Annotated in this window: 22 protein-coding genes; 10 read left to right on the top strand and 12 right to left on the bottom strand. The window is 69.0% G+C overall.

What is annotated here, in order from left to right; translation table 11 throughout:
• Window positions 1–173: 173 nt before the first annotated feature.
• Window positions 174–1028, bottom strand: a complete 855-nt coding sequence (locus tag EJJ38_RS02475) for an exodeoxyribonuclease III (protein WP_245454076.1) — start codon at window positions 1026–1028, stop codon at window positions 174–176.
• A 188-nt stretch (window positions 1029–1216) separates the two neighbouring features.
• On the opposite strand from EJJ38_RS02475, the gene EJJ38_RS02470 reads away from it, so the two are divergent.
• From EJJ38_RS02470 to modC, 5 genes are all read left to right on the top strand, one after another.
• Entirely contained in the window at window positions 1217–2650 is a 1434-nt protein-coding gene (locus tag EJJ38_RS02470) for an NAD-dependent succinate-semialdehyde dehydrogenase (RefSeq protein WP_127088533.1), read from the top strand.
• A 191-nt stretch (window positions 2651–2841) separates the two neighbouring features.
• Entirely contained in the window at window positions 2842–3633 is a 792-nt protein-coding gene (locus EJJ38_RS02465) for a TOBE domain-containing protein (protein ID WP_127088532.1), read from the top strand.
• A 15-nt stretch (window positions 3634–3648) separates the two neighbouring features.
• Complete coding sequence (gene modA / locus EJJ38_RS02460) at window positions 3649–4416, top strand: molybdate ABC transporter substrate-binding protein (RefSeq protein WP_127088675.1); 768 nt, start codon at window positions 3649–3651, stop codon at window positions 4414–4416.
• A 6-nt stretch (window positions 4417–4422) separates the two neighbouring features.
• A complete protein-coding gene (modB, locus tag EJJ38_RS02455) occupies window positions 4423–5109 on the top strand; it encodes a molybdate ABC transporter permease subunit (protein WP_127088531.1) in 687 nt (228 codons plus the stop codon).
• Between the two features lie 32 nt (window positions 5110–5141).
• Window positions 5142–6248, top strand: coding sequence for a molybdenum ABC transporter ATP-binding protein (gene modC, locus EJJ38_RS02450; RefSeq protein ID WP_127088674.1), 1107 nt, complete (start codon window positions 5142–5144; stop codon window positions 6246–6248).
• A gap of 218 nt (window positions 6249–6466) precedes the next feature.
• On the opposite strand, the gene EJJ38_RS02445 is transcribed toward modC, so the two are convergent.
• The 5 genes from EJJ38_RS02445 to EJJ38_RS02425 form a co-directional block, all read right to left on the bottom strand.
• Complete coding sequence (locus EJJ38_RS02445; protein ID WP_127088530.1) at window positions 6467–7306, bottom strand: C40 family peptidase; 840 nt, start codon at window positions 7304–7306, stop codon at window positions 6467–6469.
• Window positions 7303–8667 carry a leucyl aminopeptidase family protein gene (locus tag EJJ38_RS02440; protein WP_127088529.1) on the bottom strand — a complete coding sequence of 455 codons (1365 nt, stop codon included), beginning with the start codon at window positions 8665–8667 and terminating at the stop codon, window positions 7303–7305. Before EJJ38_RS02440 ends, EJJ38_RS02445 begins: the two co-directional genes overlap by 4 nt.
• A 51-nt stretch (window positions 8668–8718) precedes the next feature.
• Entirely contained in the window at window positions 8719–9186 is a 468-nt protein-coding gene (locus EJJ38_RS02435) for a prepilin peptidase (protein ID WP_127088528.1), read from the bottom strand.
• A 7-nt stretch (window positions 9187–9193) separates the two neighbouring features.
• Window positions 9194–9358 (bottom strand): Flp family type IVb pilin, encoded by a 165-nt coding sequence (locus EJJ38_RS02430; protein WP_127088527.1) that lies wholly within the window; start codon window positions 9356–9358, stop codon window positions 9194–9196.
• 144 nt (window positions 9359–9502) lie between these two features.
• Window positions 9503–10672, bottom strand: coding sequence for an MFS transporter (locus tag EJJ38_RS02425; RefSeq protein ID WP_127088526.1), 1170 nt, complete (start codon window positions 10670–10672; stop codon window positions 9503–9505).
• 186 nt (window positions 10673–10858) lie between these two features.
• Between EJJ38_RS02425 and EJJ38_RS02420 the strand changes: the two genes are divergently transcribed.
• Window positions 10859–12064 carry an alpha/beta hydrolase family protein gene (locus EJJ38_RS02420; protein ID WP_164738380.1) on the top strand — a complete coding sequence of 402 codons (1206 nt, stop codon included), beginning with the start codon at window positions 10859–10861 and terminating at the stop codon, window positions 12062–12064.
• A 56-nt stretch (window positions 12065–12120) separates the two neighbouring features.
• Here EJJ38_RS02420 and EJJ38_RS02415 read toward each other — a convergent pair whose 3' ends face one another.
• Window positions 12121–13551, bottom strand: coding sequence for a homospermidine synthase (locus EJJ38_RS02415; protein ID WP_127088524.1), 1431 nt, complete (start codon window positions 13549–13551; stop codon window positions 12121–12123).
• A gap of 452 nt (window positions 13552–14003) precedes the next feature.
• Window positions 14004–15221, bottom strand: a complete 1218-nt coding sequence (locus EJJ38_RS02410) for a polyhydroxyalkanoate depolymerase (RefSeq protein ID WP_127088523.1) — start codon at window positions 15219–15221, stop codon at window positions 14004–14006.
• Window positions 15222–15564: 343 nt separating this feature from the next.
• Between EJJ38_RS02410 and EJJ38_RS02405 the strand changes: the two genes are divergently transcribed.
• Window positions 15565–16221 (top strand): glutathione S-transferase family protein, encoded by a 657-nt coding sequence (locus EJJ38_RS02405; RefSeq protein ID WP_127088522.1) that lies wholly within the window; start codon window positions 15565–15567, stop codon window positions 16219–16221.
• Between the two features lie 64 nt (window positions 16222–16285).
• On the opposite strand, the gene EJJ38_RS02400 is transcribed toward EJJ38_RS02405, so the two are convergent.
• A complete protein-coding gene (locus EJJ38_RS02400; protein WP_127088521.1) occupies window positions 16286–17182 on the bottom strand; it encodes a DMT family transporter in 897 nt (298 codons plus the stop codon).
• Between the two features lie 356 nt (window positions 17183–17538).
• Here EJJ38_RS02400 and EJJ38_RS02395 point away from each other — a divergent pair, with 356 nt between their 5' ends.
• The 3 genes from EJJ38_RS02395 (at window position 17539) to EJJ38_RS02385 (ending at window position 19079) form a co-directional block, all read left to right on the top strand.
• Window positions 17539–17751: a Trm112 family protein gene (locus tag EJJ38_RS02395; protein WP_127088520.1), complete on the top strand. Its 213-nt coding sequence runs from the start codon at window positions 17539–17541 to the stop codon at window positions 17749–17751.
• Window positions 17752–17761: 10 nt separating this feature from the next.
• A complete protein-coding gene (locus tag EJJ38_RS02390) occupies window positions 17762–18730 on the top strand; it encodes an alpha/beta hydrolase (RefSeq protein WP_164738379.1) in 969 nt (322 codons plus the stop codon).
• A gap of 67 nt (window positions 18731–18797) precedes the next feature.
• Window positions 18798–19079 (top strand): hypothetical protein, encoded by a 282-nt coding sequence (locus EJJ38_RS02385; protein WP_127088518.1) that lies wholly within the window; start codon window positions 18798–18800, stop codon window positions 19077–19079.
• 142 nt (window positions 19080–19221) lie between these two features.
• Here the strand turns inward: EJJ38_RS02385 and EJJ38_RS02380 are convergent, their stop codons facing one another.
• The 3 genes from EJJ38_RS02380 to EJJ38_RS02370 form a co-directional block, all read right to left on the bottom strand.
• Window positions 19222–20001 (bottom strand): MetQ/NlpA family ABC transporter substrate-binding protein, encoded by a 780-nt coding sequence (locus EJJ38_RS02380; protein WP_127088517.1) that lies wholly within the window; start codon window positions 19999–20001, stop codon window positions 19222–19224.
• A 144-nt stretch (window positions 20002–20145) separates the two neighbouring features.
• The gene (locus EJJ38_RS02375) at window positions 20146–20823 is read right to left on the bottom strand and encodes a methionine ABC transporter permease (RefSeq protein ID WP_127088516.1); all 678 of its coding nucleotides are present in this window, start codon (window positions 20821–20823) and stop codon (window positions 20146–20148) included.
• Entirely contained in the window at window positions 20816–21928 is a 1113-nt protein-coding gene (locus EJJ38_RS02370) for a methionine ABC transporter ATP-binding protein (protein ID WP_127088515.1), read from the bottom strand. Before EJJ38_RS02370 ends, EJJ38_RS02375 begins: the two co-directional genes overlap by 8 nt.
• Between the last annotated feature and the right edge of the window lie 395 nt (window positions 21929–22323).

Genomic DNA, 22323 nt, shown 5'->3' with positions numbered 1-22323 from the left:
CTCCCCTCGCGGGAGAGGGTTGGGGTGAGGGGGGCCACCTGCGCGAACCTCTGCATGGGGCACCAAACGGTGCCCAACCCCTCACCCACCTCGCTGGCGCTCGGCACCCTCTCCCGCAAGGGGAGAGGGGAAGAACGCCTTGCGCTTCAATCAAATCGTGAAGGCTCTTCGCCTCACACCGCGAACGTCACCGCCACCGGCACATGGTCGGAGGGCTTCTCCCAGCTGCGCGCCTCGCGCAGCACGGTCATGGCCGTGGCCTTGGGCGCCAGCGCCGCATTGGCCCACACATGGTCGAGGCGGCGGCCCCGGTCATTGGCGGTCCAGTCGGGCGAGCGGTAGCTCCACCAGGTGAACAGCTTCTCCTGCGGCGGCACCAAAGCGCGCATCACGTCCACCCAGGGGCCCGCTTCCTGGAAGCGGTTCAGGCGGTCCACCTCCACGGGGGTATGGCTCACCACGGAGAGGAGCTGCTTGTGGCTCCACACATCCGTCTCCAGCGGCGCGATGTTGAAGTCGCCCACCATCACCGCATGGGCCTCCGGATCGCGGGCCTGCGCCGGCAGGCGTTCCCAGGCGATCAGCTCGTCCAGGAAGGCGAGCTTGTGGGCGAATTTCGGATTGAGGTCCGGGTCCGGGATGTCGCCGCCCGCCGGGATGTAGAAATTATGCACGGTGAGCGGCTTGGCGAGGCCCGCCGCCGCGCCGAGCGTGACGCCCACATGGCGCGCATCGCCCTTGCCGCAGAATTCCTGCTTCTCGATGCTCTCGAAGGGCAGGCGCGAGAAGGTGGCGACGCCGTGCCAGCCCTTCTGGCCGTTGAGCGCGATATGCTCGAAGCCGAGATCGCGGACGGCATTGAGGGGGAACTTGTCGTCCTGGCACTTGGTCTCCTGCAGGCACAGGACGTCCGGCTTCAGGCGCTCCACCGCGTCCTTGACGATGTCGAGGCGGATGCGGACGGAATTGATGTTCCAGGTGCAGACGGTGACGGTCTTCGAACCGATTTTGGGCGCGGTCTTGGTCAAGGCGATACCCCGTGCGGCAGGCGGGGCAGACTTATCCCCCTGCCCGCCTCGCCACAAGAGAGGCCGCTCGACCTCAAGCCCTGCGTGCCGTGCGCGCAGCGGGACGCGGGCATGTGCGAATTGCGCCTTGCCAGCAGGGCCGGGCGCCCGCGATAAGACGGGCCACGCACAAAGCGAGGGAGGCTCCCATGTATCGTGACGTTCAGCTCCACATCAACGGACAGTGGCGCGGCGCGGAAGGGGGACGCACCATCCCCGTGCTCAACCCCGCCACGGAAGAAGTGATCGGCACCGTCGCCCACGCCTCCAAGGGCGATCTCGACGCGGCCCTCGATGCCGCCGCCAAGGGCTTCAAGCTGTGGTCGAAGGTTTCCGCCTACGACCGCGCCAAGGTGATGCGCAAGGCCGCCGACCTGCTGCGCGAGCGCGCCGTGGACATCGCCCGCCTCATGACGCTGGAGCAGGGCAAGCCGCTCCCCGAGGCGCGCATGGAGACGCTCGCCGCCGCCGACATCATCGACTGGTTCGCCGAGGAAGCCCGCCGCGCCTATGGCCGGGTCATCCCCGCCCGCGGCCAGGGCGTCTACCAGCTGGTGATCAAGGAGCCGGTCGGCCCCGTGGCCGCCTTCACCCCCTGGAACTTCCCCATCAACCAGGTGGTGCGCAAGCTGTCGGCCGCGCTGGCGGCGGGCTGCTCCATCATCGTGAAGGCCCCGGAAGAGACCCCGGCCTCCCCGGCCGAGCTGATCCGCGCCTTCGTGGATGCGGGCGTGCCGGCGGGCGTCATCGGCCTCGTCTATGGCGTCCCCGCCGAGATCAGCGAATATCTCATCCCGCACCCGGTCATCCGCAAGGTGACGTTCACCGGCTCCACCCCGGTGGGCAAGCAGCTCTCGGCGCTGGCCGGGCTGCACATGAAGCGCGTGACCATGGAACTGGGCGGCCACTCGCCGGTCATCGTGTTCGAGGACGCGGACGTGGACGCGGCGGCCAAGCAGATCGCCACCGCCAAGTTCCGCAATGCCGGCCAGGTCTGCGTCTCCCCCACCCGCTTCATGGTGCAGGAAAAGGCCTACGACCAGTTCGTGGAGCGCTTCGTGGCCTATGCCAAGACCGTCAAGGTGGGCAACGGCCTGGAAGAGGGCATCCAGATGGGCCCGCTCGCCAATGAGCGCCGCGTGCCCGCCATCGAGGCCCTCATCGCCGACGCCCAGCAGAAGGGCGCCGAGGTGAAGACCGGCGGCAGCCGCATCGGCAACAAGGGCTATTTCTTCGAGCCCACGGTTGTCACCGGCGTCACCCGCGAGATGCGGATGATGAACGAGGAGCCGTTCGGCCCGCTCGCCATGATCTTCCCCTTCTCGGACTTCGACGAGGCGGTGGAAGAGGCGAACCGGCTGCCCTATGGCCTTGCCTCCTACGCCTATACCCGCTCGGCCAAGACCGCCAACGCCATCGCGGCGTCGGTGGAAGCGGGCATGATGACCATCAACCATCTGGGCCTCGCCCTTCCCGAAGTGCCGTTCGGCGGCGTGAAGGATTCGGGCTTCGGCTCGGAAGGCGGCTCGGAGGCCATCGAGGCCTATCTGAACCCGAAGTTCGTCTCCCAGGCGGGCCTCTGAGGCTCTCTTCCGACCGGCGGTCCCGCGCCGCCGGTCCCCATTGCACCCGGCCCTGCCTCAGGGCCGGGTTTTCTTTTGTCGCGCCTTGAGGGGCGCTCTCCTCCCATTTCCCCCGCGTCAGTTTGGGCCTTTCCGTCCCCGCGCATCTATCGCTATATATCCAGACTACATGACGCGAACGGACCCCGCCCGTGCCCATCGAAGCCCTCGTCACCCTCAAGGCTGAAAGCCTCTCGCCCGTGGGGCGCGAGCGCATTCGCCTGTTGGAGGCGGTGGCGCGGGAAGGGTCCATCACGGCGGGGGCCAAGGCCGTGGGCCTCACCTACAAGGCCGCCTGGGACGCGCTGGACGCCATGGCCAACCTGTTCGGCCAGCCGCTGCTGGAAACCCGGGCCGGCGGCAAGGCGGGCGGCGGGGCGCGCCTCACCCCCACCGGCGCCCGCGTGATCGCCGCCTTCACGCGCCTGGAAGGCGAGATGGCCCGCATCGTGCGCGCCATCGAGCCGGAACTGGCGGGCACCGGCATCTCGCCGCTCAATCTCATGTCCGGATTCCTCATGAAGACCAGCGCCCGCAACGCCCTGCGCGGCACCATCACCGCCATCGCCAGCGACGCGCTCGCCGCCGAAGTGTCGGTGGAGGTCTCGTCCGACACCGTCATCCACGCCCTCGTGACCATGGAGAGCGTGCGCGACCTCGGCCTGTGCGTGGGGCGCGACGCGGTGGTGCTGGTGAAGGCGCCCTTCGTGGTGATCGCGCCCGGCGAGACGCCGCCCTTGGTGAGCGTGCGCAATTGCCTGCGCGGCGTCATCTCCCGGGTGGAGACCGGCGCGGTCAGCGCCGAAGTGGTTCTCGATATCGGCGGCGGCAAGACCATCGCCTCCTCGCTCACGGCCCGCAGCGTCGAGGCGCTCGGCCTTGCCCCCGGCCGCCCCGCCTTTGCCCTGGTGGACGCGGCCCACGTCATCCTCGCCATCGACTGAAGGCTCACGCCTATGATGAAGCTGACACGCCGGACCCTTCTTGCCGCCGGTCTCGCCCTGACCGGCGCCCTGTCCGTCTTCGCCGGCCCCGCCAGCGCGGACGAGATCAAGGTGGCGGTGGCCGCCAACTTCACCGAGCCCGCGAAGCAGATCGCCGCCCTCTTCAAGGAGAAGACCGGCCACGAGGCCGTGCTGAGCTTCGGCTCGTCGGGCCAGTTCTACACCCAGATCACCCAGGACGCCCCGTTCGTGATCATGCTCTCGGCCGATGACGAGCGGCCGAAGAAGCTGGTGGCGGACGGTCTCGCTGTGCCCGAGAGCCGCTTCACCTATGCCATCGGCAAGCTGGCGCTCTGGAGCAAGACGGACGGCTATGTGAAGGGCGAAGAGACCCTGAAGGCCAACGCCTTCGCCAAGATCTCCATCGCCAATCCCGCCGCCGCCCCCTACGGCGCCGCCGCCATCGAGACCATGAAGGCGCTGAACCTCTACGACACCCTCCAGCCCAAGATCGTGCAGGGCAATTCCATCGCCCAGGCCTATCAGTTCGTGGATACCGGGAATGCGGAGCTGGGCTTCGTTGCCCTGTCCCAGATCGCCAATGCGGGCGGCTCGCGCTGGCTGGTGCCGCAGAATCTCTACACCCCCATCCTGCAGGATGCGGTGCTGCTCAAGAAGGGCGCCGACAACGCCGCCGCCAAGGCCTTCCTCGACTTCCTCACCGGCCCCGAGGCCCGCGCGGTCATCGAGAAGTTCGGCTACGCCCTCGCCACGGCGGGCTGAGGCGGGATGGAGACCCAGCTCGGCGACATGTGGAGCCCCATCCGGCTGACGCTGGAACTGGCGGGGCTCACCACGGTGCTCCTCATGCTGCTGGGCACGCCGCTCGCCTGGTGGCTGGCGCGCTCGCAGGCGTGGTGGAAGGAAGGCGTGGCGACCCTGGTCGCCATGCCCCTCGTCCTGCCGCCCACGGTGCTGGGCTTCTACCTGCTCATCGCGCTCGGCCCCTCGGGCGCCGGGGCGGTGACCGAGCCGCTGTTCGGCCTGCGCACCCTCGCCTTCACCTTCGAGGGGCTGGTGATCGGCTCGGTCTTCTATTCCATGCCCTTCGTGGTGCAACCCATCCGCAACGCCTTCGAGGCCATGGGCGAGCGGCCCATGGAAGTGGCGGCAACCTTGCGCGCCTCGCCCCTGAAAGCCTTCTGGAGCGTGGCCGTCCCGCTCGCGCGGCCGGGCTTCCTCACCGGGGCCGTGCTGGGCTTCGCCCATACGGTGGGCGAGTTCGGCGTGGTGCTGATGATCGGCGGCAATATCCCGCGCGAGACCAAGGTGCTCTCCGTGGCGGTCTATGACTTCGTGGAAACCGCCCAGTGGCGCGAGGCCCATATCCTGGCCGGCGGCATGGTGGTGTTCGCCTTCTGCGTCATCCTCTCCATGACGCTGATCCAGAAGCACGCGGCGAAGGCTGGCGCATGAACGTGGTCCCCGCCCCGGCCCAGACGACGTCCATGCCCGTCATCACCGCCGCCTTTTCCGGCGCGCTCGGCGCCTTCTCCCTGGACGTGTCGCTCACCTTGCCCGCGCGGGGCGTCACGGCGCTGTTCGGCCCGTCGGGCTGCGGCAAGACCTCGGTCCTGCGCTGCATCGCCGGGCTCAACCGGCTGCCCGGCACCTGCGTGGTGGCGGGCGAGACGTGGCAGGACGGAACCCGCTTCCGCCCCACCCATCGCCGCCCCGTGGGCTATGTGTTCCAGGAAGCGAGCCTGTTCCCCCACCTCTCCGTGCGGCGAAACCTGCTCTTTGGCGCGCCGCGCGACCCAGCGGCCCATTCCATTCCGTTCGACGAAGTGGTGCACCTGCTTGGCCTCGCCCACCTGCTGGAGCGGGCGCCGCAGAACCTCTCCGGCGGCGAGCGCCAGCGGGTGGCGGTGGGGCGGGCGCTGCTCTCCCAGCCGCGCCTGCTGCTCATGGACGAGCCCCTCTCCGCCCTCGACCGCGCCACCAAGGACGAGATCCTGCCCTTCCTGGAACGGCTGCATGCGGTGCTCGATCTGCCGGTTCTCTATGTGAGCCACGACATGGCGGAGGTGGAGCGCCTCGCCGACCATCTGGTGCTCATGGAGCGCGGCCGGGTGCGGGCGAGCGGGCCGCTGGCGGTGCTGCAGAGCGACCCCGACCTGCCGCTGGCGGCGGCGCGGGACGCGAGCGTGAGCCTGGACGCCGTCATCTCCCATCAGGATGACGCCTATGGCCTCACCGAGCTTTCCGTGCGCGGTGGGCGTTTCCTCGTCCCCGCGACACCCGGCGCGGTGGGCACGCGGCGGCGCCTCAGCGTGGTGGCGGGGGATGTGAGCCTCGCGGTGGTGCCGCCCTCGCCCAGCACCATCCTCAATGTCCTGCAGGGGCGCATCCTCTCCGCCGCCCCGCTGCGGGACACGGAAATGACCGTCGTGCTCGGCCTCGGCCCGGCGGGCGACGGCGACCGGCTGCTGGCCCGCGTCACCCGCCGCTCCTGGGAATTGCTCGGCCTCGCGGAAGGCACATCCGTCTTCGCGCAAGTGAAGGGCGTCGCCCTGGCCAATCTCGCTTCCGGGCCGGAGATGACGGAAATTTAGGCGGCTATGGACCTGAGGTTTTGGGCTCGACCGTCGTCGGAATGATGGACGGCTTCCAGCCTCTGCAAGCTGTCATGCCCGGGCTTGTCCCCGGCATCCACGCCTCTGGGTCAAGCGTGCACCCAGCCAAACCCCGTGGATGGCCGGGACAAGCCCGGCCATGACGGTGCTTTCCTAAAAGAGACGTTCAGGCCGCCCGACTGTCGATCCGACCTCGGTCAGACCGCCAGCCGCCGCGCGCTGCGCAAGGGGGTGGTGGCGGCGATGCGGGCGAGGGCGGGGGCCAGGGGCTCGCGGGCCACCATCATGTGGAAGGCATTGGCATGGAGCAGGGTCTGCGGGTCCTCCACCAGCGCCACATGGCCCGGCCAGAACAGCAGGTCGCCGCGCTGGAACGGCCCGTCGAGGGGCACCGGAAGGCCCAGCGCCTTCTCCTGCATGTCGCTGTCGCGGGGGCAGTCCAGGCCGCAGGCGACGAGGGCCGTCTGGACGAGGCCCGAACAGTCGAGCCCGAGGGCGGACCGGCCGCCCCACAGATAGGGCGTGCCCAGGAAGCGCGTGGCCACCTCCACGACATCCGTCTCCCGCGCGTCCAGCGGCACCGCGTGGCGCGTGAACACGAAACCCGCGGCGAGGCGCAGGAAGCGTTCGCCCCCGTCCAGCACCGACAGGCGCGCGCCGAACGGCAAGGTGGCGAGCGGCGGCATCTTGATGTCGGGGCCGGGGAACAGGAAGGTGCGCGGCGCGCAGACCTTGTGGGTCGCCGGCTCCACGGGAACACGCAGCATCTCGCTGGGCATGTAGCCCACATAGCCGTCCGCTTCGAGCTGGACCCAGGACCAGCCTTCCGCGTCCTGGTCATAGACCGTCACGCTCTCCCCCAGCAGCGCCTCGGTATCGAGGCTCGCCACCGAGAAGGGGGCATGGCGCACCGGCACCACGGGCTCGGCCACCACGCGGTGGTGCCCCTGCACATAACGGGGCGCCTCCACCTGGCCGCGCAGGGCCTCTGCCGCGAGGTCCGTCCGCGCGGGCGTCAACCGGGGATCACGGGTCATGCGCCGTAGCGCTCCGCCAGCAAGGCGTCGAGCGCGCGGATGGTCTGCGCCTCGCCGCCCTCCGGCCGTCCGGGCCGGGCGGAGGGGTTCCAGGCATAGATGTCCAGGTGCAGCCAGGACTTCGCCGCCTCCACGAAGCGCGACATGAACAAGGCCGCGGTTATGGAGCCGGCAAAGCCCCCCGCGCCCGCATTGTTGATATCCGCCACCTTGCTCTCCATCATGGAGAGATAGGGCTTCCAGAGCGGCATGCGCCACAGGGGGTCGAGTTCGGCCGCTGCGTGGCGCGCAAGGTCGGCCGCAAGCGCGTCGTCGTCGGTATAAGCGGGCGGCAGATGCGGGCCGAGCGCCACACGGGCCGCGCCCGTGAGCGTGGCGAAATCCACCAGAAGCTCGGGCGTCTCTTCGTCCGCCAGCGTGAGCGCGTCGGCCAGCACGAGGCGGCCTTCCGCGTCGGTATTGCCGATCTCCACGCTGATGCCCTTGCGGCTCGGCAGGATGTCGCCGGGGCGGAAGGCGTCGCCCGCGATGGAATTCTCCACTGCCGCGATCAGCACTCGCAGGCGCACCTTCAGCCCGCGCGCCATCACCATGGAGGCGAGGCCAAGCGCATGGGCGGCCCCGCCCATGTCCTTCTTCATGAGCAGCATGCCGGCGGAGGCCTTGATGTCGAGCCCGCCCGTATCGAAGCACACGCCCTTGCCCACCAATGTCACCTTGGGATGGGCGGGATCGCCCCAGGTGAGGTCGATGAGGCGCGGCGCGCGGACGGCGGCGCGGCCCACCGCATGGATGAGGGGGAATTGCTCCGTGAGAAGGGCGTCGCCCTCCACCACCCGCACCTTCGCCTTGTGCGTGGCCGCAAGCGAATGCGCCGCCGCCTCCAGTTCCGCCGGGCCCATGTCGTTGGAGGGCGTGTTCACCAGGTCGCGCACCAGGCAGATGGCGGCAAGGGTGCGCGTGAGCGCCGCCCGGTCATCCTCCGGGCCGAGCTTGAGGCGCGCCAGGTCGCCCGCCTTCTTCGCCTTGTAGCGGTCGAAACGATAGGTACCGAGGCCGAAGGCGAGCGCCGAGAGGCGCGGGAACGCCCCTTCCAGATGCACCGTGCGCCCGGCCGGCAGGAGGGCGGGCAGCGCACCCGCCGCGAAGCCGTCGCCATTCACCGGCACGCCGAACAGGAAGCCCGCCACCGCACCGTCCGCACCGGGCACCGCCAGCAGCTTGCCCGCCTCGCCGGAAAAGCCTGCGGCCCGGGCGAAGGCGCGCGCGGCCTCCGGCACGTCGGGTCCGTTCAGGCTGTCGGGCGTCACGCCCCAGACGGGCAGGCTCGGCACATCGGCGGAAGCGAAGCAGTCGGTCATGGAAATCCCTCCTCCCCAGGAGGTAGCACGGGCTTCGTGAGGCAGGAACCGTTAGGCAGCGGCCATCAGCACCGAATGGGGGAACAGGAGCAGGCCCGCGCCCGCCAGCGCCACCCCATAGGGCAAGGTGGCGATGCGCCCCAGGCCGCCGCCCCGCCGGGCGCGCCATGTGGCGGCGGCCACCAGCAGAAGGCCGATGCCTCCGCACAGGAGCGCGAAGGCCGGAAGCTGGGCGGGATCGAGCCAGAGAGCGAGGGCAGCGGCGAGCTTGGCATCCCCCGCGCCAATAATGTCCTGGGCGAACAGCGCGAACCCCACTCCGAGAATGGCGGCGGCCAGCAGCAGCCGCGCGGCGAGGTCGGGCACCGGGGAGAAGGCGCACAGAATGGCGAACCCGGCCACGAGCCCGCCCACCACGAGATTGGGAATGATCCGGCTCACCAGATCGCAGGCCATGGCGAGCGACAGGGCCGCCGGAAACAGCCAATGGACCAGCACGCCGGGCAGCGCGTTCTCCATATGGGGATCAGTTGCCGGCGACCGCGCTCGCCGCCTTCAGGCGCACGAGGGCGAAGCCGATCTGGGTGAGGACCGTGACGATGGCGACGGAGAGGCCGGCCGCGATGAGCCCGTATTCCAGCGCGGTGGAGCCGCGCTCTTCCCTCACGAAGCGGGTCAAAAGAACTTTCATCGCCTTGTCCCTCGACAGCGGGAGCCAGAAGGCCCCGCCGGGAAGCGGTGCTCCCGGATGCGGCGACGCTAGGGGGTGGGCCTTGCCCACTGGTAAAGATCGGCCCGCCGCCCCCGGTCACCGGGAGTCAGCGTGCCCAAATCGTTAACGGGCGGCCGAGGCCCGGCGGGTGGAGGTGCGGTCCATGAGCGCCGACAGGGCGCTGAGGGCGAGGGCCGCGGCGGAGAGGCAGGCAGCCACGAACGGCAGGTGCGCATAGGCCACGCCGGCCGTGATGGCGAGCCCGCCGACCCAGGCGCCCAGCGCGTTTCCAAGGTTGAAGGCGCCCTGGTTGAGGGTGGAGGCGAGGTTCGGCGCCGCCCCCGCCGTGTCCACCACCCGCAATTGGAGCAGCGGCACTAGCGCGAAGGCGAGGATGCCCCAGACCGGGAGCACCACCAAAGCCGTGACGGGGCTGCGGCTCGCGGGCACGAACACCAGCAGCACCGCCACCACCGCCGTGATGGTGCCCATGAGCGAGGGCATGAGGCGCCAGTCCGCAAGCTTTCCGCCCAGCATGTTCCCGGCCGTGAGCCCGGCCCCGAACAGGAGCAGCGCGCCCGTGATGGCCTCGGGCGAAAGCCCGGCCGTGGTGGAGAGAAGCGGCGAGATATAGGTGAAGACGCAGAACAGGCTGGCGGATGTCACCACGCTGATGAGCATGGCGAGGCCCACCTGCGGGTCCTTCATCACCCGGAACTCGGCCAGGATGCTGCCCGACGCCATGGGCAGCCGCCCGGGCAGCAGGATCGCCAGCGCCGCCAATGCCGCGATGCCGATGAGCGCCACGCCCCAGAAGGTGGCGCGCCAGCCCATCCACTGGCCGAACGCCGTGCCCGCCGGAACGCCCAGCACATTGGCGAGGGTGAGCCCCGCGAACATGAGCGCGATGGCCTGGGCGCGGCGGTCGCGCGGCACAAGGTCCGCCGCCACCACCGAACCGATGCCGAAGAAGGCCGCATGGCAGAGGGCGGTGGCCACCCGCGCGCCCATGAGCAGGCCATAGGACGGCGCCAGCGCGCACAGCACATTGCCGCCGATGAACATGACCATGAGGCCGATGAGCGTCGCCTTGCGCGGCAGGCGCGCAGTGAGCACCGCCAGGATGGGCGCGCCCACCACCACGCCCAGCGCATAGCCCGTCACCAGCAGCCCCGCCGAGGGGATGGAGACGCCCAGATCCCGCGCCACATCCGGCAGCAGGCCCATGATGACGAACTCGGTGGTGCCGATCCCGAAGGCGGCGACGGCGAGCGACAGAAGCGACAGGGGCATCGCGGCTCCGGAGCGATTTGGCAGGCGGGACACCTTGCCGTCGATGCTGCAATGCAGCAAGGGCGGTGCCTGCAAGGCTGGCATGCGGCAGGCGGGCGGAACAAAGACCGCGCGCCGGACCTCACGCGGCTTTCGGCGCCCGGGTCTTTCTGGTTTCATGGCACCGCGACCGGGAGGCGATGCGGCATGGGGCGTTTCTTCAAGGACGAGATGTTCGATGCCCAGTTCTTCCGGGCCCTGGGGCACACCTATTATGGCGGCGCGGATATCGGCGAATGCCTCGCGCTCGCCGCCCGCATTCCCGACCGCGACCCCGCGCGCTGGCATGGGGAATGGACCGCGCTTGCGGAGCGCATCCAGAGCCTGGGCCAGGCGAGCCTCGTGGCGGGACATCGCGCCAGCGCGCGGGACGCCTTCCTGCGCGCCTCCAACTATTTCCGCGCCTCCTACAGCTTCCTGTTCCAGGCCCCGCTCGATCCGCGCGCCGTCACCGCCTATGACCGCCAGACCGACGCCTTCGCGCGGGCCATGGCGCTCATGGAGACGCCCGGCGAAAGCCTGGACATCCCGTTCGAGGACACCAGCCTGCATGCCCTCTTCCTGCGGCCGGATGCCAGCGGCACCGCGCGGCGGACCCTCATCGTCACGGGCGGCTATGACGGCACGGCGGAGGAAAACTATTTCATGAGCGGGCGGGCCGCCCTGGAGCGCGGCTACAACGTGCTGCTCTATGATGGCCCCGGCCAGGGGCGCGCCCTGTTCAAGCAGGATCTGAAGCTGCGGCCGGACTGGGAGGCGGTGCTCCGCCCGGTGGTGGATTTCGCCCTGTCCCGCCCGGAGGTGGACCCGGCGGGCCTCGTTGTGCTGGGTGTCAGCCTCGGCGGCTATCTCGCCCCGCGCGCCGCCGCCAGCGAGCCGCGCCTTGCCGCTTTGGTGGCGGACCCCGGCCAGTTCTCGCTGCTGGAAGAGGCCCGCGCCCGCCTGCCCGGCTGGATCGGCCGGCAGCTTCCCGACGGCAACGGGCTGGTCCTCGCTCTGCTCGGGCGCATGCTGGACCGGCGGCTCACGGATGTCTCGGGCGGCTGGGCCTTGCGGCGCGGCCTGCTGGTGAACGGCTGCGCGACGCCCCTCGACTATCTGAAATCCACCGCCGCCTACACCAATGAGGGCCGCGCGCGGGAGATCGCCTGCCCCACCATGATCTGCGGCGCGGAGGGGGACGCCATCGGCGTGACCGCCCGGCGCCTGTTCGACGCGCTCGCCTGCGAGAAGCGCTTCCACGTCTTCCCGGCGGCAGACGGAGCGGGCGGCCATTGCGAGGGCGGCGCGCGCAGCCTGTTCAACCGCGAGATGTTCGACTGGCTCGACACGGTGCTGGACCGCGCCGGCTGAAACGCAAATGGGGGCCGGATGACCGGCCCCCATGCATCAGTTTTGCGTTGTGCCGCTCAGCGGACGATGATGTTCTTGAACTGCCAGGGATCTTCCAGGTCCAGGTCCTCGGGGAACAGGCGCACCCGCTCGGTGAGGGGCGTCCAGTCCGTATAGGTGCCGATGACCGGGCCGAGATAGGGACGCTGCACGTCCAGGCAGCGGCGGAAATCCATTTCGTCCGCCTCGACAATGCCCGCTTCCGGATTTTCCAGCGCCCACACCATGCCCGCGAGCACGGCTGAGGTCACCTGGAGGCCGGTGGCGTTCTGGTAGGGCGCCAGTTCGCGGGCCTCCTCGATGGAGAGCTGCGAGCCGAACCAATAGGCATTCTTGGCGTGGCCGTAGATGAGCACGCCCAGCTCGTCGATGCCGTCCACGATCTCGTTCTCGTCGAGAATCTTCCAGTCGCTCTGCATCCGCCCGCCGGCGCCGAACATCTCGTGGAGCGAGAGCACCGCGTCGTTGGAGGGGTGGTAGGCATAGTGGCAGGTGGGCCGGTAGAGCACCTTGTCGCCGTCGCGGACCGTCAGATAGTCCGAGATGGAGATGGCCTCGTTATGGGTGACGAGGAAGGCGAACTGCGGGCCGGGAGTGGGCGTCCAGCTGCGCACGCGGGTGTCCGCGCCGGGATGCATGAGATAGATGGCCGCGCCGCAGCCGCCCTGGTGGGTGCGCCCTTCCGGGGGCAGCTCCTTCTCGTGCGTGCCCCAGCCCAGCTCGGCCGGCTGCAGGCCCTCGGAGACGAAGCCTTCCACCGACCAGGTGTTCACGAACACGTCGCGCGGCTTGGGATCGCGGGCGCGCTGGGTGTCGCGCTCGGCGATGTGGATGCCCTTCACGCCCAGCGCGCGGGCGAACTGGGCCCATTCCTCGCGGGTCTTGGGCTCGGGCCGGTCCAGGCCGGTATCGTGGGCGATGTTGAGCAGCGCCTGCTTCACGAACCAGGACACCATGCCCGGATTGGCGCCGCAGGTGGAGACCGCCGTGGGGCCGCCCGGCGAGCGGCGGCGGGCATCCAGCAGGCCCTCGCGCAGCGCGTAGTTGGAGCGCGCCTCGGGGCCCTTGGTGTCGTCGAAATAGAAGCCCTTCCAGGGCTCGATCACGGTGTCCACATAGAGGCAGCCCAGTTCCCGGCACAGCTCCATGATCGCCACCGAGGACACGTCCACGGACAGGTTCACGCAGAAACCGCGCCCCTTGCCCGCCGTGAGCAGCGGGGTGAGCAGGTCGCGATAATTCTCGGCGGTGACCTCGGACTGGATGTAGCGCACCCCATGGGCATCCAGAAGCGCGCGGCCGTCATCCACCGGATCGATGACCACGAAGCGCGACGGGTCAAAATCGAAATGGCGCTCGATGAGCGGCAGGGTACCGCGCCCGATCGAGCCGAAGCCGATCATAACGATGGGGCCATCGATGGTCGCATGAACCGGCCATTGGGTCATGATGCGTCACACTCCTCGGCTAGAGGTCCCGCCGCCCGCAGGGGCATGCGGCCTCTATCAAAGATATGGAGATTGATTCACCGCCCGTGGCGTTTACCCGGCCGGATCAGGCTCCAGGCCACCACTGGCGTGGCCGCGGGCACCATGATGAGGCGGACCCACCGCGTCAACACCGCGATGGGAGGAAAGACGAGCGCGGGGAACGATTCTCCGACATCCAATTGTCATCCGGACGGGTGCGACGACACCTCGGCTTCGCCCGCCGGTGACATGTTGCCGCGCGCTCGGACAGACGGGAGGGCCATGTGGGGCGGGCGCCCTTGGCGCCCGGCATGTGGCCAGCGGCACCCCATTCCATGGCCGGGACAAAGCCGGCCATGGCCCGCCTGCCGGGAGAAGCCGCCCCGACCGGCGGAATGTCGCCCCGCGAGACGGGGCGACCACCGGAGAGGTCAGTCGCTGGCGAGGATGTGGTTGCGCACCAGGGGATAGACCTGCCCCGCCCATTTGCGGCCGCTGAAGACACCGTAATGGCCGACGCCCGGCTGCATGTGGTGGCGCTTGCGGTGGGGCCGCAGGCGCGAGCAGATCTCTTGCGCCGCCACCGTCTGGCCCAGCGAGCAGATATCGTCCCGCTCCCCTTCCACGGTGAGGAGCGCGGTGCGCCGGATGGCGCCGAAATCGATGGGATTGCCCCTATAGGTCAACTCGCCCTTGGGGAGGCGATAGTCCTGGAACACGTACTGCACCGTCTCCAGGTAGAATTCGGCGGCCAGATCGAGGACCGCGAAATATTCGTCGTAGAACGCCTTGGCGGTCTCGGCCTTCTCGGTCTCGCCATTGGCGAGATTCTCGTAAAGCTCGAAATGCGCCTTCATGTGGCGCCCGAGATTCATGGAGACGAAGGCGGACAATTGCACGAAGCCGGGATAGACCCGCCGCCCCGCGCCCTCGAAGCCCATGGGCACCTTCGAGATCAGGTTCCGCTCGAACCACTCAATGGGCTTGGACTGGGCGAGCTGGTTCACCTTGGTGGGGTTGATGCGGCAATCGATGGGGCCGGCCATCAGGGTCATGCTGCGCGGCTGGGCGGGATTGTCCTCCTGCGCCATCACAGCGGCGGCCACCAGCGCCTGCACGCAGGGCTGGCACACGGCCACCAGATGCGCGCCCGGGCCCATCCATTCCAGGAACTTGATGACGTGCTCGACATAATCGTCAAAGGCGAAGGGCCCGTGCTCCAGGCTCACGTCGCGGGCATTGTGCCAGTCGGTGATGTAGACGTCGTGGTCCGGCAGCAGCGTGCGCACGGTTCCCGCCAGCAGCGTGGCGAAATGGCCGGACATGGGGGCCACCACCAGCACGCGCGGCTGGGGAACGTCCGCATCCTTCTTGAAATGGAGCAGGGTGCCGAACGGGAGCCGATAGACGGACTCTTCGGTGACCTCCAGTTCCCGGTTGCCCACCGGGGTGCTGGCAATTCCGAAAGGCGGGCGACCGTGGCTCAGGGCCGCGCGCTCCACCATTTCATAGGCCGCCGCCAGATGCCGCGTGCCGGGGGTGGAGAAGGCCGCCATGAGCGGCGTGCTCAGCATGCGCCGGGCCATGTGGGCCCCGAAGCGCAGCGGATCCATGAGGTCGGCCTGGGTCTGGTAGGCGAGATACATCATGATGCCCTAAGCCGGAGGCGCAGCGCCGTGGAGGAAACGAACGGGACCGGATGACCGCCGACGCGGCGGGCCGGACCCGGGGACGAGGGGTGATCGCGACGACCTCCGCGCCCCAGCGGGGGACATCGCCGCCCCGGCGAGAGGTGCGGGCCGGGGAGACCGAAAAAATGACGCGCCCGACGGCAAACGCCGCCGACGCATACTAACCCATTGGTGCCGTGGATATTTCGCGCCATTCCCCGCGCTCGTCGCTGGTCACCCTTGTGCAAGATATTGGAACGGGGGGTGGTGCAATGCAACACGGAACAGCTAAGATCACGAAACGCCGCTCCGAAATCCGGTGATGTCCATGACCACGCTCACCATTTCCAGCAAGAACTATTCCTCCTGGTCGCTGCGCGGCTGGTTGTTGTGCAAGATGGTGGGGCTCGTATTCGACGAGGAGCGGGTCCCCTCGGACGATCCCGCGGCGAAGGCGGAGCTGCTGCTCCTGTCTCCCTCCTTCCTCGTGCCGCGCCTGGTGCATGAGGGCGTGACCGTGTGGGACACGCTGGCCATCGCCGCCTATCTGCACGAACTCTTCCCCGAGGCGGGCCTCCTGCCCCCCGATCGCGCAGTGCGCGCCCACTGCCTCTCCATCTCCGGCGAGATGCATTCGGGCTTCGCCAACATGCGCTCGGCCCTGCCCATGAACATCAAGGGCCAGTATCCCGGCTTCAAGGTGTGGGCGGGCGCCCAGGCGGACATCGACCGCATCGTCGCCATCTGGCGCGGCTGCTTCGCGGCCCATGGCGGCCCCTATCTCATGGGCCCCACCTTCACGCTGGCGGACGCCATGTTCGCGCCGGTCTGCTCGCGCTTCACCACCTATAGCGTTCCGCTGGACATGGCCTGCGACGCCTATCGCGCCCGCATCATCTCCCATCCGCTGATGCAGGAATGGATCTCCGGCGCCTATGACGAGCCGGAAGAGCTGGAAGAGCTGGACGTCGAGTTCTGACGCCGGCGTGACCACGGGCCGCCCCGTCCGGGACGGCCCCAGGGTTTGAGACGAAACCGCCGCCCTACCCCGCAGCCTGGGCGGCGCGCACCTTGGTTCCCTGACCGAGGGCCACCACCACCATCACGGCGGCCATGAAGGCATAGGTCTCCGCATCCGGCGCCTCGCCGTTGATGGGCCAGGAGAGCATCACGATCAGGAAGGTCTGGAGCAGCTGAAGCTGCCCGACCCGGGCGATGCCGCCCATGGCGAGGCCGGTATTCCAGAAGAAGAAGGCCACGAGCTGGCTGATGGCCGCCACATAGCCCAGCGCCACCCAGGCCCCCATGGGCGTCGTCGCCAGCCCCGCAGGCATGAAGAAAAGCGCGGCGGGAACCGAGAGCGGCAGGCCCAGCACCAGCGCCCAGCAGATCACCTCCCATCCCGCCATCCGCCGCGCGAGGCGCCCGCTCACCGCATAACCGATGGAACAGGTGATGGCCGAGAGGCCGAGCAGGATGTCGCCGAAGCCGAAGCCGCCCGCCCCGCCATTGCGCAAGGCGAAGGCCACCACCAGCGCGCAGCCCAGCACGGAGATGCCCACAAAGGCGAGGCTCGGCCGCTCCCCCGCCAGCAAGGTGGCGGCCAGGGCAGTGGTGAGCGGCAGGATGCCCAGCACCACGCCCGCATGGGAGGACGGCACGGAGACGCTGCCATGGGCCATGAGCAGGGGGAAACCCACCATGAGGCAGAGGGCGACCAGCACGAAATCGCCCATGGGCAATCCACGCCGCCAGGGCGGCTGGCAGCCGCGTGCCAGCAGCATGCCCGCCGCCATCAGCCCCGCCAGCGTGGCGCGGGCGAAGGTGAAGAAGGTGGGGTCCACGAACTGCACGGCATAGCGCGTCGCGGGAACGGTGGCGCCGAACAGCGTCACGCCCGCAAGGCCCAAAGCAAGGCCGAGAACGGTGCGACGATTCATGGCGTCGCCACGGGGCGGGTGGAATGCGGGATCATGGCGGGAATTCTTCAAGTATCCGTGTGGCCTCGGGCAAGGCCAAGATCGAAAGAGGATGCGGGGTGCAATCCCACACTGCGCAAGCGCAGCCTTGTTTCATCTAGCGCCTGCGGGGCCTCACGGGAAATAAAAGAATGTAATGGCGCCCATCAGCACCGTGACTGATCTTGACCTGTGCCGTGGCTTCCGGGTCCATACGCGGCAAAATTTACCGTGGACGTTTGCGCCGCAGCAGATACACTCTCCCGGCTATCAAGGCATGCAACCTCCGGGGGGCCGTACCCACGGTTCGGAGCGCGCGGCCGGAGGGGATTTCATCCATGACGCAGCCGTACCGGCCCGGATATGAGGTCGATCCGAAATTTCTCGAACTCCTGGTCTGCCCCCTCACCAAGGGGCCGCTGGTCTATGACAGCGCCCGCCAGGAATTGATCTCGCGCGCCGCGCGGCTCGCCTTCCCCATCCGGGACGGCATCCCGATCATGCTGGCGGACGAGGCCCGTCGCCTCGAAGACGCCGAGCTCAATAGCTGAGCCGTTCCGCGTGACGACGCGCCGCGCCATATTGGCGGCGGGTGCCTGCGCCCTGCTGCTGACCGCATCCAAACGCCTGGGCGCCGCCCCGCTTTATGCGGTGGAGGAAGCGCCCTGGGCCGCGGGCGGCCTCTCCGGCAGCCTCACCCAGGCGCGCAACGGCCCGCGCAGCGGCCCGGCCGTTCTGCTCATCGCCGGGTCCGGCCCCACCGACCGGAACGGCAACAGCCCGGCCATCGCCACCGACATGTATCGCCAGATCGCCTTCGGCCTCGCGGGGGCGGGCTACCGGGTGCTGCGCTACGACAAGCGCGGCGTGGGCGGCTCCTCCAACCTCGTGCAACGCGAGGAGGATCTGCGCTTCGACCAATATGTGGACGATGCGGCGGTGGCCCTGGCGAGCCTGCGGGCGCGCTCCGACACCAGCGCGGTCTTCCTGGCGGGGCATAGCGAGGGATCCACCGTTGCCATCCGCGCCGCCACCCGCGCACCGGTGGACGGGCTGGTGCTGCTGGCCGGTCCGGGGCGGCGGCTCGACACCATCCTGTCCGAGCAGTTCCAGGCCATGAACCTGCCGGAGCCGGTGCTGCGGCGGGCGCTCTCCATCCTCTCGGTGGTGGCGCGCGGCGGGCGGGTGCCCGAAGTGCCCAAGGCGCTGCACATGGCGTTCCGCCCCTCGGTCCAGCCGTTCCTCGCCTCCGAATGCGCGGTGGACCCGGCGGGCGAGCTTGCGCGCCTCACCACGCCCACGCTTCTGGTCCAGGGCACGCGCGATCTCCAGGTGGGGGCGGCGGACCTCGACGCCTTGCGGCGCGGGCGGCCGGACGCGGACGTGGTCCAGCTCTCCGGCGCCAATCATGTGTTCAAGTTCGCCCCCACCGAGCGGGCGGGCAATTTCGCGCTGTATCGCGATCCGGCGGCGCCGCTTCATCCCGGCGTGCTGCCCGCTCTGGTCCGCTTCATCGAAGCGCAGGGCTGACGCCGCACCGGCCTCGCGGTGGCCACAGGCTTGGCCTATAGAAGGCGCACGGATAGAGGAGCGCCCCATGACGACCCCCATCGAAGATCATCCCGCCCATCCCGGCGGCAAGGTGACCCTCGTCCTCGACCACGCGGTGGCGATCCTGCTGCTGGACCTCGTGGGGCGCATGGACGACCCCAATGTGGAGCCGGTGGTGGAGACCGTGGACCACCCCGCCGAGCGCGGCGCGCTCTGGATGCTCCAGGCGGAGCTGGAAGGCGCGGTGGGCGAGGATCTCGCGGCCGATTATGACGGCGCGCTGGAGACCGCCCGCACCACCCTGCTCGCGCAGCTCGAAGGCAAGTAAAACCAAAAGCCCGCGCGGCGCTTGAGCGAAACCCGCTCGGCACCGGTCAAAGACCGGGGCCGTTGGTATAAGACCAACCCGCCGGAAACGCGAACGGCGCCGGAGATCCGGCGCCGTCCTGAAAGCTCGGAAACGCTCCGGCTCACCAGCTGGAGAGCACCGCGCCCTTATAGGTCTGGTCGATGAAGGCCTTCACCTCGGGAGAGTGATAGCTCTCCACCAGGGTCGCCACCCAGGGCTTGTCCTTGTCCTGCGTGCGCACGGCGATGACGTTCACATAAGGCCCCTTGGGGTCCTCGCGCAGGATCGGGTCCTTCACCGGGTCGAGGCCGGCTTCCTTGGCATAATTGGTGTTGATGCCGGCGGCATCCACGTCGGGCAGCGAGCGGGGCAGCTGGGCCGCGTCGATCTCCACGATCTTCAGCTTCTTCGGGTTGTCGGTGATATCCGCCACCGAGGGCTTGAAGCCGACGCCGTCGCGCAGCTTGATATAGCCCTTGTCCTTCAGCAGCAGCAGCACGCGCCCGCCATTGGTGGGATCGTTGGGAATCGCCACCGTGGCGCCCACGGGCAGGTCGTCGAGGCTCTTATATTTCTTGGAATAGATGCCGATGGGGAAGTTCACCGTGGTGCCCACGGAGACGATCTTGTAGCCCCGGTCGGCCACCTGATTGTCCAGATAGGGCTGGTGCTGGAACGAATTGGCCTGGAGTTCGCCCGCCTCCAGCGCGGTGTTGGGCACCACATAGTCGGAGAATTCGACGATCTGGATGTCGAGCCCCTTCTTGGCGGCGATGGGCTTCACCGCTTCCAGGATCTGGGCATGGGGGCCGGGGGTCACGCCCACCTTGATGGTTTGGGCGGAGGCTCCGGTGGCGAGAAGGGCGATGGCCGCTCCCGCGATGAGGGTCTTCAGGGTCATGGATCTGCTCCTTGAGGTCTGGGCCTGACGCGGCGCGCCGAGGGCGGTTTTTTTCAAAGCCCTCTCCCGCTTGCGGGGGAGGGTTGGGAGGGGGAAAGGGACGAGGGAGAAGGGGACGGGTGAGCGCGGCGGGCTCGCCCGGCCTCAGCCGCGCCGGTTGCGCTTGTCGAGATGCCGGGCGAGCAAATCGCCCGCGCTCTGCACCGCCTGCACCAGCAGGATGAGGACGATGACCACGGCGGCCATCACTTCGGGCATGAAGCGCTGGTAGCCGAAGCGGATGCCGAGATCGCCCAGCCCGCCGCCACCCACCGCGCCCACCATGGCCGAGTAGCCGATGAGGCTCACCACGGCCAAGGTCAGGGCCAGCGTGATGGCGGGCAGGGCCTCGGGCAGCAGCACCTTCCCGACGATCTGGAGCGGGCTTGCCCCCATGGCGCGGGCGGCTTCCACCAGGCCCTGGTCCACCTCGCGGATGGCCGCCTCGATGAGGCGCGCGATGAAGGGCGCCGCCGCCACCGTGAGCGGCACGATGGCCGCGCTGGTGCCGATGGAGGTGCCGGCGATGAGGCGGGTGAAGGGGATGATGGCCACCACCAGGATGATGAAGGGCGTCGAGCGCGCGGCGTTCACCACCAGCCCCAGCACATGGTTGAGCCAGGGCGCGGCGAACAATTCGCCCGAGCGGCTGGTGGCCAGGAACACGCCCAGCGGCAGGCCGATGGCGGTGCCGATGAGGCCCGCCACCGCCACCATGTAGAGGGTCGCCTTCGTGGCCTCGATGAGCAGGTCCACGATGGCGGGGGAGAGGATGTCAAACATAGCCGAGCACCTCCGCCGACAGATTGAGCTGTTCCACCGAGCGCAGAACGGCGGCGACCGTCTCCGGCGCGTTCGGTATTCCGACCACGATCACGCCGAACGGACGCCCGGCAATCTCGTCCACCTGGGCCTGGATGATGTTCACATCCACCCCCAGCAGGCGGGAAATGCGCGACAGCACGGGGTCGGTGGCATGGTCGCCGGTGAAAACGATGCGCACCAGCGCCTCGCCGCCCGGCGCGGGCGTATCCTTCAGGCGGGCCGCCACATAAGGCGGCAAGGCTGAGCCTGCCACCGCCGCAATGAAGGAGCGGGTGGTGGGGTGCTGCGGGCGGGCGAACAGATCGTAGGTGGGCCCTTCCTCCACAATCCGCCCGCCATCCAGCACCGCCACCCGGTCCGCCACCGCCTTGATGACCGACATTTCATGGGTGATGAGCAGGACGGTGAGGTTCAGCTCGGCATTCACCTTGCGCAGCAAGGCGAGGATCTGGTTCGTGGTCTCGGGATCGAGCGCGGACGTGGCCTCGTCCGAGAGCAGCACGCGCGGCCGGGAGGCCAGCGCCCGGGCGATGCCCACGCGCTGCTTCTGCCCGCCGGACAGTTCCGCCGGATAGCGGTCGCGCTTGTCCGAGAGGCCCACGAGGTCCAGCAGCGGCTCCACCCGCTCCTTGATGGCGCGGGCGGAGACGCCGGCAATCTCCAGCGGCAGCGCCACATTCTCATAGGCGGTGCGCCGGGCCAGCAGGTTGAAGTGCTGGAAGATCATGCCGATGGACCGGCGCGCGGCGCGCAGGCCCGCCTCGTTGAGGGCGGTGATGTCGGTGCCATCCACCACGATGCGGCCCGCGGTCGCCCGCTCCAGGCCGTTCACCAGCCGGATGAGGGTGGACTTGCCCGCGCCGGAGCGGCCGATGACGCCGAGAATGGCACCCTCGGGCACGGCGAGGTCCACATCCGTCAGCGCCGCCACTTCGGGCGTGCCGCGCCGGGCGGGATAGGACTTGCCCACATGTTCGAAACGGATGGTGGATGGCGTCACGTCGGTTCCCCTGGCCACCTCTGGCGGGGGCGGAAGGATAGAGAAAGGAGCGTTCACGGTCATCTCCGTCACACGGAACGGGCGCGTTGCGCCACGGCCGCGCGACGCGGCGATCCGGTGTCAGGAAGGGAAAAACGGGACAGGCGTCACGCGCGGCGTCAGGGCCGCAGTCACATTCGCCGACACAAGCAGCACATCATGGCCGCACCCGTTCGCCTGATAAGTCCGATAGAACCGATATCGTTCTTTTTGGCGAACAAGTCAAGCGGGCATGCTGCGCTGCGGCGGCGGGCCGCCGGACCGCTCCCGAACGGCACGGGCCGAAGCCCGCGCCGGGAATTCACGAGGGCCGACCGACATTCAAGCGGTCGGGACCGTTCTTTCAAAAAAGCGGTGTCATGGCCGGGCTTGTCCCGGCCATCCACGGGGTTCGGCCTGGATCACGCTCGACCCGGAGG

Source organism: Aquabacter cavernae (genome assembly GCF_003993795.1).
Lineage (GTDB): Bacteria > Pseudomonadota > Alphaproteobacteria > Rhizobiales > Xanthobacteraceae > Aquabacter > Aquabacter cavernae.
The sequence above is the reverse complement of the archived record's forward strand: the minus strand, read 5'-3'. Positions and strand labels throughout refer to the sequence as shown.

Bases quoted from the DNA above. Each gene is read 5' to 3' on its own strand.
- EJJ38_RS02470 (WP_127088533.1), top strand. From the start codon at position 1,217: ATGTATCGTGACGTTCAGCTCCACATCAACGGACAGTGGCGCGGCGCG.
- modA (WP_127088675.1), top strand. From the start codon at position 3,649: ATGAAGCTGACACGCCGGACCCTTCTTGCCGCCGGTCTCGCCCTGACC.
- modB (WP_127088531.1), top strand. From the start codon at position 4,423: ATGGAGACCCAGCTCGGCGACATGTGGAGCCCCATCCGGCTGACGCTG.
- modC (WP_127088674.1), top strand. From the start codon at position 5,142: ATGCCCGTCATCACCGCCGCCTTTTCCGGCGCGCTCGGCGCCTTCTCC.
- EJJ38_RS02445 (WP_127088530.1), bottom strand. From the start codon at position 7,306: ATGACCCGTGATCCCCGGTTGACGCCCGCGCGGACGGACCTCGCGGCA.
- EJJ38_RS02440 (WP_127088529.1), bottom strand. From the start codon at position 8,667: ATGACCGACTGCTTCGCTTCCGCCGATGTGCCGAGCCTGCCCGTCTGG.
- EJJ38_RS02435 (WP_127088528.1), bottom strand. From the start codon at position 9,186: ATGGAGAACGCGCTGCCCGGCGTGCTGGTCCATTGGCTGTTTCCGGCG.
- EJJ38_RS02430 (WP_127088527.1), bottom strand. From the start codon at position 9,358: ATGAAAGTTCTTTTGACCCGCTTCGTGAGGGAAGAGCGCGGCTCCACC.
- EJJ38_RS02425 (WP_127088526.1), bottom strand. From the start codon at position 10,672: ATGCCCCTGTCGCTTCTGTCGCTCGCCGTCGCCGCCTTCGGGATCGGC.
- EJJ38_RS02420 (WP_164738380.1), top strand. From the start codon at position 10,859: ATGGGGCGTTTCTTCAAGGACGAGATGTTCGATGCCCAGTTCTTCCGG.
- EJJ38_RS02415 (WP_127088524.1), bottom strand. From the start codon at position 13,551: ATGACCCAATGGCCGGTTCATGCGACCATCGATGGCCCCATCGTTATG.
- EJJ38_RS02410 (WP_127088523.1), bottom strand. From the start codon at position 15,221: ATGATGTATCTCGCCTACCAGACCCAGGCCGACCTCATGGATCCGCTG.
- EJJ38_RS02405 (WP_127088522.1), top strand. From the start codon at position 15,565: ATGTCCATGACCACGCTCACCATTTCCAGCAAGAACTATTCCTCCTGG.
- EJJ38_RS02400 (WP_127088521.1), bottom strand. From the start codon at position 17,182: ATGAATCGTCGCACCGTTCTCGGCCTTGCTTTGGGCCTTGCGGGCGTG.
- EJJ38_RS02395 (WP_127088520.1), top strand. From the start codon at position 17,539: ATGACGCAGCCGTACCGGCCCGGATATGAGGTCGATCCGAAATTTCTC.
- EJJ38_RS02385 (WP_127088518.1), top strand. From the start codon at position 18,798: ATGACGACCCCCATCGAAGATCATCCCGCCCATCCCGGCGGCAAGGTG.
- EJJ38_RS02380 (WP_127088517.1), bottom strand. From the start codon at position 20,001: ATGACCCTGAAGACCCTCATCGCGGGAGCGGCCATCGCCCTTCTCGCC.
- EJJ38_RS02375 (WP_127088516.1), bottom strand. From the start codon at position 20,823: ATGTTTGACATCCTCTCCCCCGCCATCGTGGACCTGCTCATCGAGGCC.
- EJJ38_RS02370 (WP_127088515.1), bottom strand. From the start codon at position 21,928: ATGACCGTGAACGCTCCTTTCTCTATCCTTCCGCCCCCGCCAGAGGTG.